At 67.1% G+C, this 16,220-nt stretch carries 11 protein-coding genes; 6 read left to right on the top strand and 5 right to left on the bottom strand.

What is annotated here, in order from left to right:
• The first annotated feature begins 84 nt into the window (after positions 1-84).
• The 4 genes from FHS98_RS12555 to FHS98_RS12570 all read left to right on the top strand — a co-directional run bounded on the left by FHS98_RS12555 (position 85) and on the right by FHS98_RS12570 (position 8,095).
• On the top strand, positions 85-1,749 hold the full coding sequence (locus tag FHS98_RS12555) for a S10 family peptidase (RefSeq protein WP_167105252.1): 1,665 nt from the start codon (positions 85-87) through the stop codon (positions 1,747-1,749).
• Positions 1,750-1,817: 68 nt separating this feature from the next.
• Positions 1,818-4,043: a M3 family metallopeptidase gene (locus FHS98_RS12560; RefSeq protein WP_243847998.1), complete on the top strand. Its 2,226-nt coding sequence runs from the start codon at positions 1,818-1,820 to the stop codon at positions 4,041-4,043.
• 448 nt (positions 4,044-4,491) lie between these two features.
• The gene (locus FHS98_RS12565; protein ID WP_167105255.1) at positions 4,492-5,955 is read left to right on the top strand and encodes a hypothetical protein; all 1,464 of its coding nucleotides are present in this window, start codon (positions 4,492-4,494) and stop codon (positions 5,953-5,955) included.
• A 208-nt stretch (positions 5,956-6,163) separates the two neighbouring features.
• On the top strand, positions 6,164-8,095 hold the full coding sequence (locus FHS98_RS12570; RefSeq protein WP_208402229.1) for a potassium transporter Kup: 1,932 nt from the start codon (positions 6,164-6,166) through the stop codon (positions 8,093-8,095).
• A gap of 4 nt (positions 8,096-8,099) precedes the next feature.
• Here the strand turns inward: FHS98_RS12570 and FHS98_RS12575 are convergent, their stop codons facing one another.
• The 3 genes from FHS98_RS12575 to FHS98_RS12585 are packed head-to-tail and all read right to left on the bottom strand — an operon-like array spanning position 8,100 to position 10,994.
• Positions 8,100-9,275, bottom strand: a complete 1,176-nt coding sequence (locus FHS98_RS12575; protein ID WP_167105258.1) for a glycosyltransferase — start codon at positions 9,273-9,275, stop codon at positions 8,100-8,102.
• 1 nt (position 9,276) lies between these two features.
• Positions 9,277-10,254 (bottom strand): hypothetical protein, encoded by a 978-nt coding sequence (locus FHS98_RS12580; RefSeq protein WP_243847999.1) that lies wholly within the window; start codon positions 10,252-10,254, stop codon positions 9,277-9,279.
• Positions 10,255-10,256: 2 nt separating this feature from the next.
• Positions 10,257-10,994, bottom strand: coding sequence for a DUF2334 domain-containing protein (locus FHS98_RS12585; protein WP_167105485.1), 738 nt, complete (start codon positions 10,992-10,994; stop codon positions 10,257-10,259).
• Between the two features lie 282 nt (positions 10,995-11,276).
• Here FHS98_RS12585 and FHS98_RS12590 point away from each other — a divergent pair, with 282 nt between their 5' ends.
• Positions 11,277-12,707, top strand: coding sequence for an efflux transporter outer membrane subunit (locus tag FHS98_RS12590; protein ID WP_208402230.1), 1,431 nt, complete (start codon positions 11,277-11,279; stop codon positions 12,705-12,707).
• Here FHS98_RS12590 and FHS98_RS12595 read toward each other — a convergent pair.
• Together FHS98_RS12595 and FHS98_RS12600 are read right to left on the bottom strand one after the other, a co-directional pair.
• Positions 12,700-13,350, bottom strand: a complete 651-nt coding sequence (locus FHS98_RS12595; protein WP_167105263.1) for a glutathione S-transferase N-terminal domain-containing protein — start codon at positions 13,348-13,350, stop codon at positions 12,700-12,702. The genes FHS98_RS12590 and FHS98_RS12595 overlap by 8 nt on opposite strands.
• 55 nt (positions 13,351-13,405) lie before the next feature.
• The gene (locus FHS98_RS12600; RefSeq protein ID WP_167105267.1) at positions 13,406-14,809 is read right to left on the bottom strand and encodes a sugar porter family MFS transporter; all 1,404 of its coding nucleotides are present in this window, start codon (positions 14,807-14,809) and stop codon (positions 13,406-13,408) included.
• A 179-nt stretch (positions 14,810-14,988) separates the two neighbouring features.
• On the opposite strand from FHS98_RS12600, the gene FHS98_RS12605 reads away from it, so the two are divergent.
• Positions 14,989-16,212, top strand: coding sequence for a glycoside hydrolase family 27 protein (locus tag FHS98_RS12605; RefSeq protein WP_167105270.1), 1,224 nt, complete (start codon positions 14,989-14,991; stop codon positions 16,210-16,212).
• Positions 16,213-16,220: the final 8 nt, after the last annotated feature.

The raw sequence follows: 16,220 nt of genomic DNA on the forward strand, positions 1-16,220 counted from the left end.
GCCGCTGTTATACGGGTGTGTGGTCCGGGGCCGGGGGGCCAGTCCGCGCACCAACGATAACGACACCAGGGATACCCCCCCACGATGCGCAACCGTTTCCATTTGCCTCTCCTCGCGCTCGCCGCGGCGTTCAGCCTGCCCGCGCTCGCCGCCCAGCCCGTCGCCAAGGGCAACGCCAAGCCCGGCAAGACCGACCTCGCCACCCTGCATCAGCAGGACAAGGAGGCGGACGCCGCCGCCGGCTGGGTGCAGGCGCCGGTCGAGGAGCAGACCGTCGTCACCCACCATGTCGCGACGACGCAGAGCGGCCCGATCAAATACACCGCCACCGCCGGCACGCTCACCATCCGCGACGACGAGGCCAAGCCGATCGCCTCGGTCTTCTACGTCGCCTACACGGCCGACGGCGTGAAGGATTACAGCCGCCGCCCGGTGACCTTCTTCTACAATGGCGGCCCCGGCTCCTCGACGCTGTGGCTGCACATGGGCAGCTTCGCGCCCGAGCGCGTGCAGACCGCCAACCCCGAATATATCCGCCCCGCCCCCTATGGCTTCGGCCCCAACCGCGACACGCTGCTCGACAAGTCGGACCTGATCTTCGTCGACGCCATCGGCACCGGCTATTCGCGCCCCTTGGGCGACAAGAAGGGCAGCGACTTCTGGGGCGTCGATCAGGATGCCGACGGCTTCGCCCGCGCGATCATGCGCTATGTCACCAAGAACGCCCGCTGGCAGTCTCCGAAGTTCATCTTCGGCGAAAGCTACGGCACGACGCGATCGGGCGCGCTCTCCTATCTGTTGCAGGATCGCGGCATGGCGCTGAACGGCGTCATCATCCTCTCGTCGATCCTGAACTACGGCATCCGCCAGCCGGGCTTCGACCAGATCTACATCAACTATCTGCCGAGCTTCGCCGCCACCGCCTGGTATCATCACAAGGTGCCGAACCCGCCCGCCGACGTCGCCACCTTCGTCGAGCAGGCGCGCCAGTTCGCCGCCGGCCCCTATGCGGCGGCGCTGGCGCAGGGATCGGCGCTCGATCCGGCCAAGCGCGCCGAGATCGCGCAGCAGATGGCGGCGTTCACCGGCCTCTCGCCGGCCTTCATCCTCAACGCCAATCTGCGCGTCGACCTCTCGCGCTTCCAGAAGGAGTTGCTGCGCGACCAGCGGCTGACCGTCGGCCGCTATGACAGCCGCTACACCGGCATCGATTCGGACGCGGCCGGCGAGCGCCCCGAATATGACGCCTCGGATACGGCCATCTCGGGCGCCTTCATCGCCAGCTTCCAGGACTATGTGGTGCGCGAGCTGGGTTACAAGACCGACATGCCCTACCGCGTCTCCGCTTATGGGCTGGATGGCTTCAAGTGGGACTTCACGCACAAGGCGCCGGGCAGCCCCCGCCCGCAGACCTCGCCCGACGTGGCGGTGGACCTGTCCGCGGCGATGCGGACCAATCCCTATCTCCATGTCCTGTCGCTCAATGGCTATTACGACATGGCGACGCCCTTCTTCGGCACCGAATATGATCTGAAGCATATGGACCTCCAGCCGGCGCAGGCGCAGAATCTGGAGTTCCGTTATTATCCGTCGGGCCACATGGCCTATCTCAACCCGGATGCGCTCCACGCGCTGCACCGCGATCTCGCCGCCTTCTATGACGAGGTGGTGTCGAGCGCGGTGACCGGCCGCACGGCGGCGACGCCCTCGCTGTCGTCGGGTCACGCGCCGGGCAACGGGCCGAACTGAGCCCGCGCGGGCGCCCCTCTTTCCGCAGCGGATTGACCGGGCGCCCGCGCAGCCCCATGCTGTCTCGCATGGGCAATACACTGGCCCGCGAAAACGGGCGCCGCCGTGCGACGGCGGCGCACAGGGGAGTTTACCACGACATGATGAAGACGCTGATGCTCGGCGTGAGCTGCGCGGGGCTGATCGCCACCACCGCCACCGCCGCCACCGCCGCCACCCCCAGGAAGGCGCCCGCCATGACCGCCACCGCCTCGACCAACCCGCTGCTTGCGCCGTGGACCGGCCCCTATGGCGGCGTGCCGGCGTTCGACAAGGTGAAGATCGCCGACTTCGAGCCCGCCTTCGCGGACGCCATGGCGATGAACCTCAAGGAGATCGACGCGATCGCCAACAACCCGGCGGCGCCGACCTTCGACAATACCATCGTCGCCATGGAGAAGGCCGGCAAGCCGCTGACCCGAGCCTTCGCCTTCTTCAACATCTGGCAGGGGAACATGAACACGGCGGCGTTCCAGCCGATCGAGACCAGGCTCGCGCCGCAACTCTCCGCCTTCCAGGACAAGATCACCCAGAACGCCAAGCTCTTCGCGCGCATCGACGCGGTCTACAACTCGCCCGCCAAGGCGAAGCTGACGCCGGAGCAGCAGCGGCTCGTCTGGTTCTACTGGAACAACTTCACCCAGCAGGGCGCGAAGCTGTCGGCCGCGGACAAGGCCAAGCTCAGCGACGTCAACCAGCAGCTCGCGACGCTCTACACCAAGTTCAGCCAGAACGAGCTGGCGGACGAGGAGAATTACGCGCTCGTCGTCACCAAGGATCAGCTCGGCGGCCTGCCGCAGGCGCTGGTCGACGGCTTCGCGGAGGATGCCAAGGCGCACAACCTCCCCGCCGGCCAGTATCGCATCGCCAACACCCGCTCGGCAGCCGAGCCCTTCCTCACCTACTCGTCCGACCGGGGCTTGCGTGAGAAGGCGTTCCGCATGTGGACGTCGCGCGGCGACAATGGCGGCGCGACCGACAACAACGCGATCGCCAGCCAGATCCTGAAGCTGCGCGCCGAGAAGGCCCATCTGCTCGGCTACCCGACCTATGCCGACTGGCACCTCGCCGACACCATGGCGAAGAAGCCGCAGAACGCGCTCGATCTCGAAATGGCGATGTGGTGGCCGGCGGTGGCGCAGGTCCACAAGGATGTCGCCGAGATGCAGAAGATCGTCGACGCCGAGCATGGCGGCTTCCAGATCCAGCCCTGGGACTATCGCTATTATGCCGAGAAGGTCCGCAAGGCGAAGTACGACCTCGATATGAACGAGGTGAAGCCCTACCTTCAGCTCGACCATGTCCGCGAGGCGATGTTCTACGCCGCCAACCGGCTCTACGGCTTCACCTTCACGCCGGTGAAGGGCCTGCCGGTCTATCAGAGCGACGTCACCGTCTACGAGGTGAAGCGCGGCAACAGCCACGTCGGCCTGTGGTACTTCGACCCCTATGCCCGCGCCGGCAAGAATTCGGGCGCGTGGATGAACGCCTATCGCGAGCAGAGCCGCGTAGACGGCGACGTGCCGACGATCGTCTCCAACAACGCCAATTTCGTGAAGGCCTCGCCCGGCCAGCCGGTGCTGCTGTCGTGGGATGACGCGGACACCATGTTCCACGAGTTCGGCCATGCGCTGCACGGGCTGAACTCCAACGTCACCTACCCGTCGCTGTCGGGCACCAACACGGCGCGCGACTTCGTGGAGTTCCCCAGCCAGTTCAACGAGAACTATCTGACGACGCCCGAGGTGCTGCACTTCCTCGTCAACGAGAAGGGCGAGCAGATGCCCGCCGCACTCGTCGCCAAGATCAAGGCGGCCGAGAAGTTCAACACCGCCTTCTCGGTGGTGGAGACCGAGGCCTCCGCGATCGTCGACATGAAGCTGCACCTCGCCGGCGACACGCCGATCGACACCAAGGCGTTCGAGAAGACCACGCTGGCCGAGCTGAAGATGCCCTCCGAGATCGTGATGCGTCATCGCATCCCGCAGTTCGGCCACATCTTCTCGGGCGAAGGCTATGCGGCCGGCTATTACGGCTATCTGTGGGCCAAGACGCTCGATCATGATGCGTTCGAGGCCTTCACCGAAGCCGGCAGCCCGTGGGATCCGGCGACCGCCAAGCGTTTCCACGACACCATCCTGTCGGTGGGCAACACGGTCGATCCGGCCGTCGCCTTCCGCAACTTCCGCGGGCGCGATCCGAAGATCGACGCGACGCTCCGCTTCGAGGGCTTCCCCGTCCCCGACGCGAAATGATCCTTCTTTAGGGGCGTGCTTCCCTGCTCTGCGTCGGCGCGTCAGCGTGTCGGCGCAGAGCCCGCTCCTTTTCCCATCACCATGTTCGGCTCCGGCGAATCGCCAAAGCCATGGCGCAATCCGCGCCCCGAAAATATGACAGGGCGACCCGGCCAGCGCCCCGTCGGGAACAGCCGCAGCTTCCTCCCGCGGGAACCGCCCTGACGGCTCCTCCCGCCGACATCCCGCATCGGAATCCGGCGGAAATCCGGCCGCTTCGCGAGGAAATGCGGGGCGGTGACCGCCCCCCTGGGCACCGTGTCCACCGCTCGACATTTTTGTCACAGTCCGGGCCGCCCTCCCGGACCGTAATGAAAGTGACACGGCTCTATCACCCCTGAGTCACGCAGCATCTCTACCGGACGCCCCGAAGGCTCGCGAGCGGCGGGCTGGAAAAAAGGGGTTATTCATGAACACGAAGCTCAACCTGCTCGCCGGAGCGGGTATCGGCATCGCGCTTGTCGTTGCGGGCGCCACGCCGGCTGCTGCCGCCACCAAGAAGAAGGTCGTCCATCATGCGGCCCCGAAGGCCGACAAGCGTGACGCCGAGATCGAGGCGCTTCGCCAGCAGATTCAGGCTCTGACCCAGCGCCTCGACAACACCGAGCAGAACCAGGCCCAGGCGACCGCCGCGATCAGCGCCGCGCAGACGCAGGCCGCCACCGCCGCCACCACCGCGCAGGCCGCCCAGACGCAGGCCGCCGCCGCGCAGGCCGCCGTGCCGACCGAGGTGAAGACCGCGCTCGCCAAGCAGCCGAAGTCGAAGAGCGCGTGGGCGAACGACACGTCCATCTCGGGCCGCATGTACTTCAACTTCTCGAACATCGATCAGAAGTCGAACGGCGTGAAGCAGGCCGGCAACGGCACCGGCTTCAACATCAAGCGCTTCTACCTCGGCATCGATCACACGTTCGACAGCACCTTCTCGGCCAACCTGACGATGGACGCCGCGAACGTCGTCGGCCAGACCGCCAACTCGAACTTCCAGACGCCGAACGTCAGCAACGGCGCGGCGGGCACCACCTCGAACGTCAACAACCTCGCCATCGTCGGCAAGGGCTTCTTCATCAAGAAGGCCTATCTTCAGGCGAAGCTGAACCCGGCCTTCATCGTCCGCCTCGGCGCGGCCGATCTGCCCTGGATTCCCTATGTGGAAAACCAGTATGGCTATCGCCACATCGAGAACATCATGTCCGAGCGTGACGGCTTCGGCACCTCGTCCGACTGGGGTGTCCACGTCCTCGGCGATCTCGCCGGCGGCATCCTGAGCTACCAGGTCTCGGTCGTCGACGGCGGCGGCTATCGCAACGTGAAGGTCACCAACTCGGTCGACGTCGAAGGCCGTGTCTCGGCGCAGTACAAGGGCTTCTATGCGGCCGTCGGCGGTTACACCGGCAAGCGCGGCAACGATGTGCAGGGCACCGTCACCCACCACAACGCCAAGCGCGGCGACGCCCTCATCGGCTACAAGAACAGCCTGTTCAACATCGGCGGCGAATATCTCTACGCCAAGAACTGGAACAGCGTGACCGCCACCACGCAGGACAAGGCCGAGGGCTACTCGGTGTTCGGCAACGTGAATTTCGCCAAGAAATTCAGCCTGTTCGGTCGTTACGACTGGGTGAAGCCGAACAAGATCGGCACCGCGCAGAACCTGAATTCGAACACCAAGGATCACTACTACAACGTAGGCATCCAGTACGAGCCGACCAAGATTGTCGACCTCGCACTCGTCTACAAGCGCGACAGCGTCGACAACGGCCTCGTCAGCACGACCAACGGCACGATCGGTGGCGCCAACCCGGCCGGCACGCTGCTCGGTGGCCATGGCACTTACGACGAAGTCGGCCTGTTCGGCCAGTTCCGCTTCTAATCCCCCGGGGACGCGCCCGCCGGACGACACAGGCGGCGTTCTCCCTTCCTTTCGGCCCGTCGCTTCGTGCGGCGGGCCTCTTTTTTGACCATCGGACTGTCGGAGCCGACTGGTCAGATCGATATTTCCCGGTAGATTTCCCCTGCCCGAAAGCCCATAGGCCGCCGGCTTCGCGATTCCGCGATGCAGCAAAGACGTCATTGATCCTATGCAGCAAGCCCTCGCCTCCCCTTCGAGCCCCTCCAGCGGCCATGACGACCATCCGGGCGGCCATGCCGGCCATGGCAACGGCAAGCTGGTGCCGTTGGCTATGGGTGCGATCGGCGTCGTGTTCGGCGATATCGGCACCTCGCCGCTCTATTCCCTGAAGGAGAGCTTCGCCGGGCCGCATCCGCTGGCGATCGACCGACCGCATATCTTCGGCGTGTTGAGCCTGATCTTCTGGACGATGACGCTGGTCGTGACGATCAAGTACGTCCTCGTCACGATGCGCGCGGACAATGACGGCGAAGGCGGCAGCCTCGCGCTGCTCGCGCTGATCGTGCGCAACCGCGACAAGGGCAAGTGGACGCGCGGCATCGTGCTGCTCGGCGTGATGGCGACGGCGCTGTTCTATGGCGACGCGATCATCACGCCCGCCATCTCGGTGCTTTCCGCGGTCGAGGGGCTGGAGGTGGTCGGCAACGGCTTCGACGCCTTCGTGGTGCCCGTCTCGCTGCTGATCCTGATCGGGCTGTTCCTGATCCAGTCGCGGGGCACGGCCAGGGTCGGCCGCATCTTCGGGCCGATCATGCTGTTCTATTTCCTCGTGATCGGCGCGATGGGGCTCGGCGGCATCGTCCGCGATCCGCGCATCCTCGGCGCGATCAACCCGTGGTGGGCGCTCAACTTCTTCCTGCTGGACCCGAAGCTCGCCTTCCTCGCGCTGGGCTCGGTGGTGCTGGCGGTGACGGGGGCCGAGGCGCTCTACGCCGACATGGGCCATTTCGGCCGCAAGTCGATCAGCGTGGCGTGGCTCTATGTGGCCTTCCCCTGCCTGCTCCTGAACTATCTGGGCCAGTCCGCCCTGCTGCTCGACGATCCGAGCGCGATCGACAATCCTTTCTTCCGCATGGCACCGGACTGGGCGCGCCTGCCGCTGGTCGGCCTCGCCACCATCGCCACCGTGATCGCGTCGCAGGCGGTCATCACCGGCGCCTATTCCGTGACGCAGCAGGCGGTGCAACTCGGCTTCCTGCCGCGCCTCAAGATCAGTCACACCAGCGCCACCGCGCAGGGGCAGATCTACATCCCGCTGGTCAACTGGCTGCTGCTGGGCTTCGTCATCCTGCTGGTGCTGGGCTTCCGCAATTCGGGCAGCCTCGCCTCGGCCTATGGCATCGCCGTGACGGGCACGATGGTCATCACGAGCTGTATGCTGGGCGTGCTGGTGCTGACCATCTGGAAGTGGAACCGCTGGGCGGCGAGCCTGCTGATCGGTGCCTTCCTGATCGTCGACGGCGCCTATTTCGCGTCCAACCTCACCAAGATCCCGGATGGCGGCTGGTTCCCGCTGCTGGTCGGCGCCGGCGCCTTCACCGCGCTCACCACTTGGGCGACGGGACGCCGGCTGCTGCGCGAGCGGTTGTTCGAAAGCGCGATGCCGCTCGATATCTTCATAAAGTCCGCGATCAAGTCGGTGAAGCGCGTGCCGGGCACGGCGGTGTTCCTCTCCGCCTCGCCCGAGGGCGCGCCGCCGGCGCTGCTCCACAATCTCAAGCATAACAAGGTGCTGCACGAGCGGATCGTGATCCTGACGGTGAAGATCGTCGGCCAGCCGATCGTCGACGACCGGAACCGCGTCGAGGTGAAACAGCTCGGGCCGGATTTCTTCCGCATCGTGCTGCGCTACGGCTTCATGCAGGAGATCGACGTGCCGGCGGCGCTCACCCGCGCGCCCGATTGCGGCCCGCCCTTCCGCCTGATGGAGACGAGCTTCTTCCTCGGCCGGCAGACGCTGATCGCGGCGCAGCGGCCCGCCATGGCGCTGTGGCGCGAGGGGCTGTTCTCGTGGATGCTCCGCAACGCGGAAAGCGCGATGGAATTCTTCAAGCTGCCGCCCAACCGCGTGGTCGAACTCGGCAGTCAGGTCGAGATCTGAGGGATCAGGCGGCGCGGCGCGCGGCCGAGACGAGGCTTTCGTAGCGGACGAACAGGTCCGCGAAATGCGCGTCGAGCGTGCGGGTGGCGGATGCCCTCGCCCGGGCCTCGGCACCGAGACGTTCCACTCCGCGATCGAGGAAGCGCAGGATCGCCTGCGCCGCGGAGCCCGCATCGGCCGAGCGATAGACCTCGCCGCCGCTGTCGCGCGCCTGATCCGAGGCGCCGCCGCGATCCGGCGCGATCAGCGGCAGGCCCGAGGCCCGCGCCTCCGCCGCGACGAGGCAGAAGGTCTCCGCCTCGCAACCATGGATGAGCGCATCGGCGCTCGCCATCAGGCCCGCCAGCGCGGGGCGGTCGGTGATCGGGGCCAGCATCAGCACATGCGGATTCTCGCCGACATGGCGGACGACCTTCGCCCGCTCCCGCCCGTCGCCGACCAGCACGAGGCCGACCGGCCGCTCATAACCGGCGGCCATGCAAGCATCGACCACCATCGGCCAGCGCTTCTCGGGCGCGTGGCGGCCGATGCCGAGCAGCAGCGTGGCGTCCGGGCCGAGCCCGCAACGCTCCAGCAAACGCGCCCGCAACGCCGGATCGCGGCGCATGGGGGAGAATTCCCCCGGCGTGATGCCGAGCGGGTTGGTCACGACCTGCTGGAGGCCGCCCTCGGCGAGCCGCTCCGCAAGGCTGCGGCTGGGGCTCACCACGAGATCGTAGCGCGCGTCGAGGCGGCGGAGGTGCCGCCAGAACCAGTCGAACCCGCGATCGATCGCCTCGCGGCTCGCGACCTGCCCGAACCAGCGATAGGCATAGGCCGCCAGCGGATCGGCGTGCATCATCAGCGCGCGCGGCGCGGAGCCCCGCCAGCTCGCCACCGCCTCCGCCGTCCGCCACGGGGAGGAGGCCTCCACCATGTCCGGGCGCAGCCGGTCCAGCGCCGCATGGATCATCTCCTGATCCGGGAAATAGCGATAGGCGCGATCGAACGGGAAGCGCGGCGCCGCCAGATATTCGATGCGCGCGTGCGGGCCGCGAATCTCCGTGCGATCCTCGTCGCCCGGCGCCACGACGACGATCTCATGGCCATGCGCGGGGCCGGCGGCGAGCTTGCGGTCGACATAGGTCTTCACGCCGCCGCCGCGCGGGGCATAGAAGGCGCAGACGTCGACGATCCGCATGTCAGGCGAAGCTCGCGCGGCGGCGGGCGGTCTGGGCCAGCTCGGTCGCGCCCAGCGTCACGCCGACGACGAGGTGGGTGACGAGGAACAGGCTCGCCATCAGCGCCATCGCATCCGCCGCCGCCGCGTCGCGGCCGATCAGGAAGAGCGCGAGGCCGGCGAACACCAGTTCCTTGTTGGGGATCAGCGGCAGGCGGCTGACCAGCAGGCGCAGCGTCGCCAGCATCACCCAGGACGACAGCGGCACCGCCGGCAGCAGCAGGTGCCACATCGCGCCCAGCAGCAGCGTGCCGCCAACGATGCGCGCGAGATGCAGCGCCGAGATGAACCACAGCTCCAGACGCGGCAGGCTGAACAGCCGCCGCCGGAACAGCATCACCGCGAGCGAGGTGACGATCACCACGCCGATCGACCCGCTCAGCGCCTGCACATGCAGGCCGGCGGGGAGCCGCGCGAGCAGCGGCCAGCCGATCGCCAGCGCCACCACCGTCGTGAGATTGCCGAGCATGGCGGAGAGGATCGTGACGTCCTTGATCGCGCCGAAGGGGGCGGCCACGAACTCCGAATTGCGGCGCGCCCAGCCGTAGAAATAGACCTCGCCGATATAGCCGAGCAGGATCTCGTTCCCCACCTGCTTGCGCATCAGCGGCAGGATCGCGCTGCCGGGCAGCCTCCACAGGCGATGGAAGATCACCCACTCGCTCAGCGGCTGCGCCATATAGGCGGTCGCGAACAGCAGCCAGAAGAGCGGGTTGGCCGGCAGCATGGCCCATATCCTACCAAAATCGACGCCGCCGATCTTGAACAGAACGCTGCCCACGATGGTGAGCGACAGCAGCGGACCGAGCCATTGGCGCCAGCGCGGCGCGCCGGCGGCGAGCGCCTCCAGCTCCGGCGTCGGGGTCTGCCCGTCCTCGCCGATCCAGCCGTCCAGGAGCTGGTGTTCGGCCTCCAGAACGAGGCCTTCGGAAGCACTCATCTTCAAGCGTCGGCCCTCGTCAACAGATCGGCATAGCGCCCCACCCGACGATGCCGCACGGCCGCGGACAGGCTGGCATCGATGCTATCGAGCAATGATGTGACGGTTGTGTCACCGGGATGAACGGCGACGCGCAGCGTTTTCAGCGGCCGCAGCGCGGTGCGGGCGAGCGCCGCGAAGGCCAGCGAACTCAGGATGCGCGCGGGGCTGCGGCTCGCCCAGGTGACGACCGGTCCCTTCGCCAGCACCGCCCCGTCGGACGGGCGCCAGACGCGCATATGGTCCTCCGCCATGGCGAAGCCCGCCTCGCCCAGCGCCTCGCGCGCGCCGGGGCCGTAGAGCCACGCCGGCGCGATGAAACCCACGGTCGGGCGGCCGATGATGTCCTCGATCAGCGCGCGGCCGTCCTGCATCCGGCGCAATGCTTCGGTCCGCGAGAGGCCGAGAAACTCGCCCTCCCCCGCCGTCATATGCTTCGCCTTGAAGCCCGCCGCGCCGCTGTGGCCGCCGCCGTCCTTGTGAAACCAACCATGCACGAACATCTCGACGCCGCGATCCGCCCAATCCCGCAGCTTGGCCTGGAAGGCGCGCGCCTGCCCAAGCGGCGCCTGGCCCCAATGGTTGGGCACCACCAGCATCGCGAAGCGCGGGCCGCCGAGATGGCGCGACAGCCGGTCCGCCAGCGCGTCCACCTGCGCCTCGAAGCGCGGGCCGACGTCGTGGATCGACGCCAGCACCATCCGCTCGCCGGAGCGGACGGTTGCGGGATCGGCATGGGATCGGCTTTTCAGATCGGACACTCTCGACACCCAGGTTGCGCATCTCACCCGGACTGCGCTCCTCGACGCGCCACACCATTCGGCGCCTGTTCATGGCGGAATTACCATCCCCGCAGGACCGCGCCAAATGAAGCTACCGTAATGCGCTGGAAGGGCAGTTCGATGACAGGAACGCTTGCCAAGCGCGCGCCGCTGGTGTTGAGCATGGCGCCAAGGGGAAGCGCTGCTCACGGGAAGATCATCTTGTACCGTCGCCTAGCCGCCTGCCTTCTGGCCACCACCCTGCTCGCCGGCTGTGATCTCGCGCCGCATTACAAGCGGCCGACCCCGGCCGTCCCGTCCGCCTTCCCGCAGGGGCCGGCCTACGCCGCGGCCAGCGCCACCGCGACCGACGCGGCCGCGATCGGCTGGCGCAGCTTCTTCACGGACGAGCGGCTGCGGCAGGTGATCGCGCAAGGCCTCGCCAACAATCAGGATCTCCAGCTCGCCGCCGCGCATGTGCTCCAGGCGCGCGCGCAGTATCGCGCCCAGCACGCCGACCTGCTGCCGACCATCGGGGCCTCGGGCACGGCCAGCATCCGCCACAGCGGATCGAACGGCGCCAGCGTCGGCTCCGGCGCCAGCGGCCCACACGACACCGGCGGCACCACCAAGAGCTATGCCGCCGACCTCGGCATCTCGTCCTTCGAACTCGATCTGTTCGGGCAGGTGCGAAACCTCACCAAGGCGGCCCGCGAGCAATATTTCTCGACGCAGGCCGCGCAGGACGCGACGCGCATCAGCCTGATCGCGGAGATCGCGTCGGCCTGGCTGACGCTCGGCTCCGATCAGGATCAGCTCGCCTTGTCGCGGCAGACGCTGGCGAGCTTCCAGCAATCGGTCGACCTCACCCGCGCGCAGTTCGAGAAGGGGGTCGCCTCCGAACTCGATCTCCAGCAGGCCGAGACCAACCTTCAGGACGCCCGTTTCGACGTCGCCCAGCTCACCACCCAGATCGCGCAGGACCAGAATGCGCTCAACCTGCTGGTCGGCGCCACCGTGCCGGCCGCGCAGCTTCCAAGCGGCCTCGGCACCGCGGACTTCACACTCGCGTCGCTTCCGGCGGGCGTCAGCTCCGACGTGCTGCTGAAGCGCCCCGACGTGATCGCGGCGGAGGATCAGCTCAAGGCCGAGAACGCCAATATCGGCGCGGCCCGCGCGGCCTTCTTCCCGACCATCTCGCTGACGAGCGCGGCGGGATCGGCGTCGAGCGCATTGTCCGGGCTGTTCACGGGCGGCACATGGTCCTGGAACGCAAGCGGATCGAGCGCGCTCACCTTGTTCGACTTCGGGCGCAACAAGGCCAATCTCCGCTATGCCGAGGCGAGCCGGGACGCGGCCGTCGCGACCTATCGCAAATCGGTGCAGACCGCCTTCCGCGAGGTCTCCGACGCGCTGGCCCAGCGCGGCACGATCGAGGAGCAGGTCTCGGCCCGCGCCGCCCGCGCGACGGCCGCCGATACGGCGGCGAAGCTCTCGGAGGCGCGCTATCGCAACGGCATCGACAGCTTCCTGACGACGCTCGACGCGCAACGGACGCTCTATTCGGCGCAGCAGGCGCTGGTGACGACGCGGCTGGCGCGACAGGCCAACCTGGTGACGCTCTACAGCGCTCTCGGCGGCGGGATCAGCTAATCCCCCTGGGCGGGGGCTTGATCGCCATGCCCCGCTGCACGGCGGGGCGGGCGGCCAGTTCCGCCATCCAGCGGGCTATGGCCTTCTTGCCGGCGAGGATATCGGCCAGCACGTCCTTCTGGACGGTCGTGGCGGTCACCATCCAGGGATAGGCGGCGATGTCGGCGATCGTGTAATCGTCCCCGGCGAGGTAGCGCGTCTCGCCGAGCCGCCGTTCGAGCACGCCGAGCAGCCGGCCGGCTTCCTCGGTGAAGCGATCGATGGCGAGCGGCGCCTTCTCCTTCGAGCGCACCGCGAAGAAGCCGAGCTGGCCCAGCATCGGGCCGAGGCTGCCGACCTGCCAGTTGAGCCACTCCATCGCCTTCCAGCGGGCATGGCCCCGAGGCGCGAGGAAGCGCCCATATTTGTCGGCGAGATAGGTCAGGATCGCGCCGCTTTCGAAGATGGAGAGCGGCCCGTCCTCCGCGCCATAATCGACCAGCGCGGGAATCTTGTTGTTCGGCGAGATCGCCAGGAAGTCCGGCTCGAACTGCTCGTTCTTCGAGATGTCGACGAAATGGACCTCGTAAGCGAGGCCCAGTTCCTCGAGCAGGATCGGCACCTTGCGGCCGTTGGGGGTGGTCCAGCTATGCAGAACGAGCATCTCGACCCTCCCATGCGTGATCGCCGGACGACCCACGCCGCCCGGCGATCCCTTGTCAGCCTTCCATCGCTTCCAGTTCCATGCCCTTCGTCTCGTGGACCATCTTCACCACGAAGATGATCGAGAGCAGGGCGAACAGCGCGTAGAGGCCATAGGCGCTGGTCAGGCCCACCGAGTGGAGCAGGATCGGGAAGGTCAGCGTGATGATGAAGTTGGCCGTCCACTGGAACAGCCCGCTCACCGCCAGGCCCGCGCCGCGGATCTGGTTGGGGAACATCTCGGCCAGCATGACCCACATCACCGGCCCCCAGCTCAGGTTGAACAGCGCCGCATAAGCGAGCGCGCTCACCAGGGCGAAGATGCCCATGCCGTGCGACAGCACCAGCTTGCCCGCCGGATCGAGCCCGCCGGTCGAGAAGGCATAAGCGACGCTGGCGAGCGTGATGGTCATGCCGATCGAGCCGATCAGCAGCAGCGGCTTGCGGCCGAGGCGATCGATCACGCTGGTCGCGAGCAGGCAGGCGACGATCGAGAGCGCGCCGTTGACGACGTTGATCTTGAGCGAATCCGCCTCCGAGAAGCCGACCGCCTGCCACAGCACCGCGCCATAATAGAACACGACATTGATGCCGACGAACTGCTGGAAGGTGGCGAGGCCGATGCCCGTCCACACGATCTTGCGGATCTTGCCGGTGTTCTTGTCGATCAGATCGGCGAAGCGCGGACGGTGATCGTGGTTCAGCGAAGCGTCGATCTCGGCCAGCTTGGCTTCCGCGGCGTCGGCCCCCATCAGGCGGGTCAGCACGCCGAGCGCGACGTCCCGACGCCCCTTGGCGACGAGGAAGCGCGGGCTTTCCGGGATCGAGAGCAGCGCGAAGAAGAAGATCGCCGACGGGATGGTCTGCATCCAGAACATCCAGCGCCACGCCTCGTAGCCGCCCCAGAAGGGCGCGGTCGACGAGCCCGCGACCTGCGCCAGCACATAGTTCGACAGGAAAGCGCCCGTCAGGCCGATGATAATCATGATCTGCTGGATCGAGGCGAGGCGGCCGCGCGTGGCGGCCGGCGTCACTTCGGAGATATAGGCCGGCGACAGCACCGAGGCCGCGCCCACCGCGAAGCCGCCGATGATGCGTGCGAGGATGAACATCGCCGAACCCGAGGCCGCGCCGGCGCCGAGCGCGCTCAGCACGAACATCGCGGCGGCGAGCAGCAGGATCGCGCGGCGGCCGAACACGTCAGCCAGCCGGCCCGCCGCGAACGCACCCGCCGCGGAGCCCAGAAGAACGGAGGCGACGTTGAAGCCAGTGCCCGCGCTGTCGGTATGGAAAGCCTGCTGGAGACCCTCGACGGTGCCGTTGATAACACCGCTGTCAAATCCGAACAGAAAGCCGCCGATCGTCGCCACACCGCTGATGAGGACGATGAAACCCATATTGTTGCTTGCGCCTGCGCGCATTCCGCCTCTCCCGTTCTCGCGTCCACGCCCGTCGTGCCGCATGATCGCGGGCGGACGCTTCCGCTAGCGCGACGAGGCGTTGCGTAACAGATGCCCAGCGCGCTGCAAATCCGCATTGCGGGACAGCCTGTCTCTCGGCCATAAATTATAAGATCATTTTAGATAACAGGGAGAGACAGATGCGGAAGCTGCCCCGAGTGATGCTGGGCTTGATGGCTGGAGCAAGCCTGGTCGGGGCGGCGTGTGCTGAGGATGCCCCCGATCCCAACCGCCTGCCGCCGAGCCAGGAGCCTGGCCGCACCGCCAACGGCCTCGCGCTCACCCCGCCGATGGGCTGGAATAGCTGGAACAAGTTCGCCTGCAAGGTGAATGAGCAGGTGATCCGCGAGACCGCCGATTCGCTCGTCGCCAGCGGGATGAAGGACGCCGGCTACCAATATGTCGTGATCGACGATTGCTGGCAGGGCGCGCGCGACAAGGATGGCTTCATCACCGCCGACGCCAGCCGCTTCCCCTCGGGCATCAAGGCGCTGGCCGATTATGTCCACTCGAAGGGGCTGAAATTCGGCATCTATTCGGATGCGGGGCGGCTCACCTGCGGCAAGCGGCCGGGCAGCCAGGGGCATGAATATCAGGACGCCGCCACCTATGCACGCTGGGGCGTCGACTATCTGAAATATGACTGGTGCTCCACCGGCACGCGCAACGCCGAGGAAGCCTATGCGCTGATGGCGGACGCGCTGCGCGCCACAGGCCGGCCGATCGTCTTCTCGATGTGCGAATGGGGGCAGAACAAGGCGTGGCTGTGGGCGGAGAAGATCGGCAATCTCTGGCGCACCACCGGCGACATCACCGACAAATGGGACGGCACCGTCACCTATTCGAACGGCATGATGCGGATCGTCGACCAGAATGAGCCGCTCTGGCCCTATGCCGGCCCCGGCCACTGGAACGACCCCGACATGCTGGAGGTCGGCAATGGCGGCATGACCACCGAGGAATATCGCACCCATTTCTCGCTCTGGTCGACGATGGCGGCGCCGCTGATCGCGGGCAACGACGTGGCGCGCATGACGCCCGAGATTCGCGCCATCCTCACCAACCGGGAGGTGATCGCGGTGGATCAGGACGCGCTCGGCCGTCAGGGCCACCGAGTCGCGAAGGATGGCGACGGCGAGGTGTGGATGAAGCCGCTGGCCGGCGGCGGCCGCGCGCTGCTGCTGCTCAACCGTGGCGATACGCCCCGCACGATTCGCGCCGACTGGGCGATGCTGGACCTGCCGCCGGCATTGAAGCTCTCCGCGCGCGATGTCTGGGCGCATCGCGATCTCGGGCAGAAGGCCAGCTCTTACGCCGTTTCGGTGGCGCCACACGCCGTCTCGATGGTCGTACTCCGCCCCTGAATGCACGA

It is taken from the genome of Sphingomonas oligoaromativorans, assembly GCF_011762195.1.
Taxonomy (GTDB): Bacteria; Pseudomonadota; Alphaproteobacteria; order Sphingomonadales; family Sphingomonadaceae; genus Solisphingomonas; species Solisphingomonas oligoaromativorans.

Bases quoted from the DNA above. Each gene is read 5' to 3' on its own strand.
- FHS98_RS12585 (WP_167105485.1), bottom strand. From the start codon at position 10,994: ATGGTGCTGGCGTCGATCCACGACGTCGGCCCGCGCTTCGAGGCGCAG.
- FHS98_RS12580 (WP_243847999.1), bottom strand. From the start codon at position 10,254: ATGAGTGCTTCCGAAGGCCTCGTTCTGGAGGCCGAACACCAGCTCCTG.
- FHS98_RS12575 (WP_167105258.1), bottom strand. From the start codon at position 9,275: ATGCGGATCGTCGACGTCTGCGCCTTCTATGCCCCGCGCGGCGGCGGC.
- FHS98_RS12600 (WP_167105267.1), bottom strand. From the start codon at position 14,809: ATGCGCGCAGGCGCAAGCAACAATATGGGTTTCATCGTCCTCATCAGC.
- FHS98_RS12595 (WP_167105263.1), bottom strand. From the start codon at position 13,350: ATGCTCGTTCTGCATAGCTGGACCACCCCCAACGGCCGCAAGGTGCCG.
- FHS98_RS12605 (WP_167105270.1), top strand. From the start codon at position 14,989: ATGCGGAAGCTGCCCCGAGTGATGCTGGGCTTGATGGCTGGAGCAAGC.
- FHS98_RS12570 (WP_208402229.1), top strand. From the start codon at position 6,164: ATGCAGCAAGCCCTCGCCTCCCCTTCGAGCCCCTCCAGCGGCCATGAC.
- FHS98_RS12560 (WP_243847998.1), top strand. From the start codon at position 1,818: ATGGGCAATACACTGGCCCGCGAAAACGGGCGCCGCCGTGCGACGGCG.
- FHS98_RS12565 (WP_167105255.1), top strand. From the start codon at position 4,492: ATGAACACGAAGCTCAACCTGCTCGCCGGAGCGGGTATCGGCATCGCG.
- FHS98_RS12555 (WP_167105252.1), top strand. From the start codon at position 85: ATGCGCAACCGTTTCCATTTGCCTCTCCTCGCGCTCGCCGCGGCGTTC.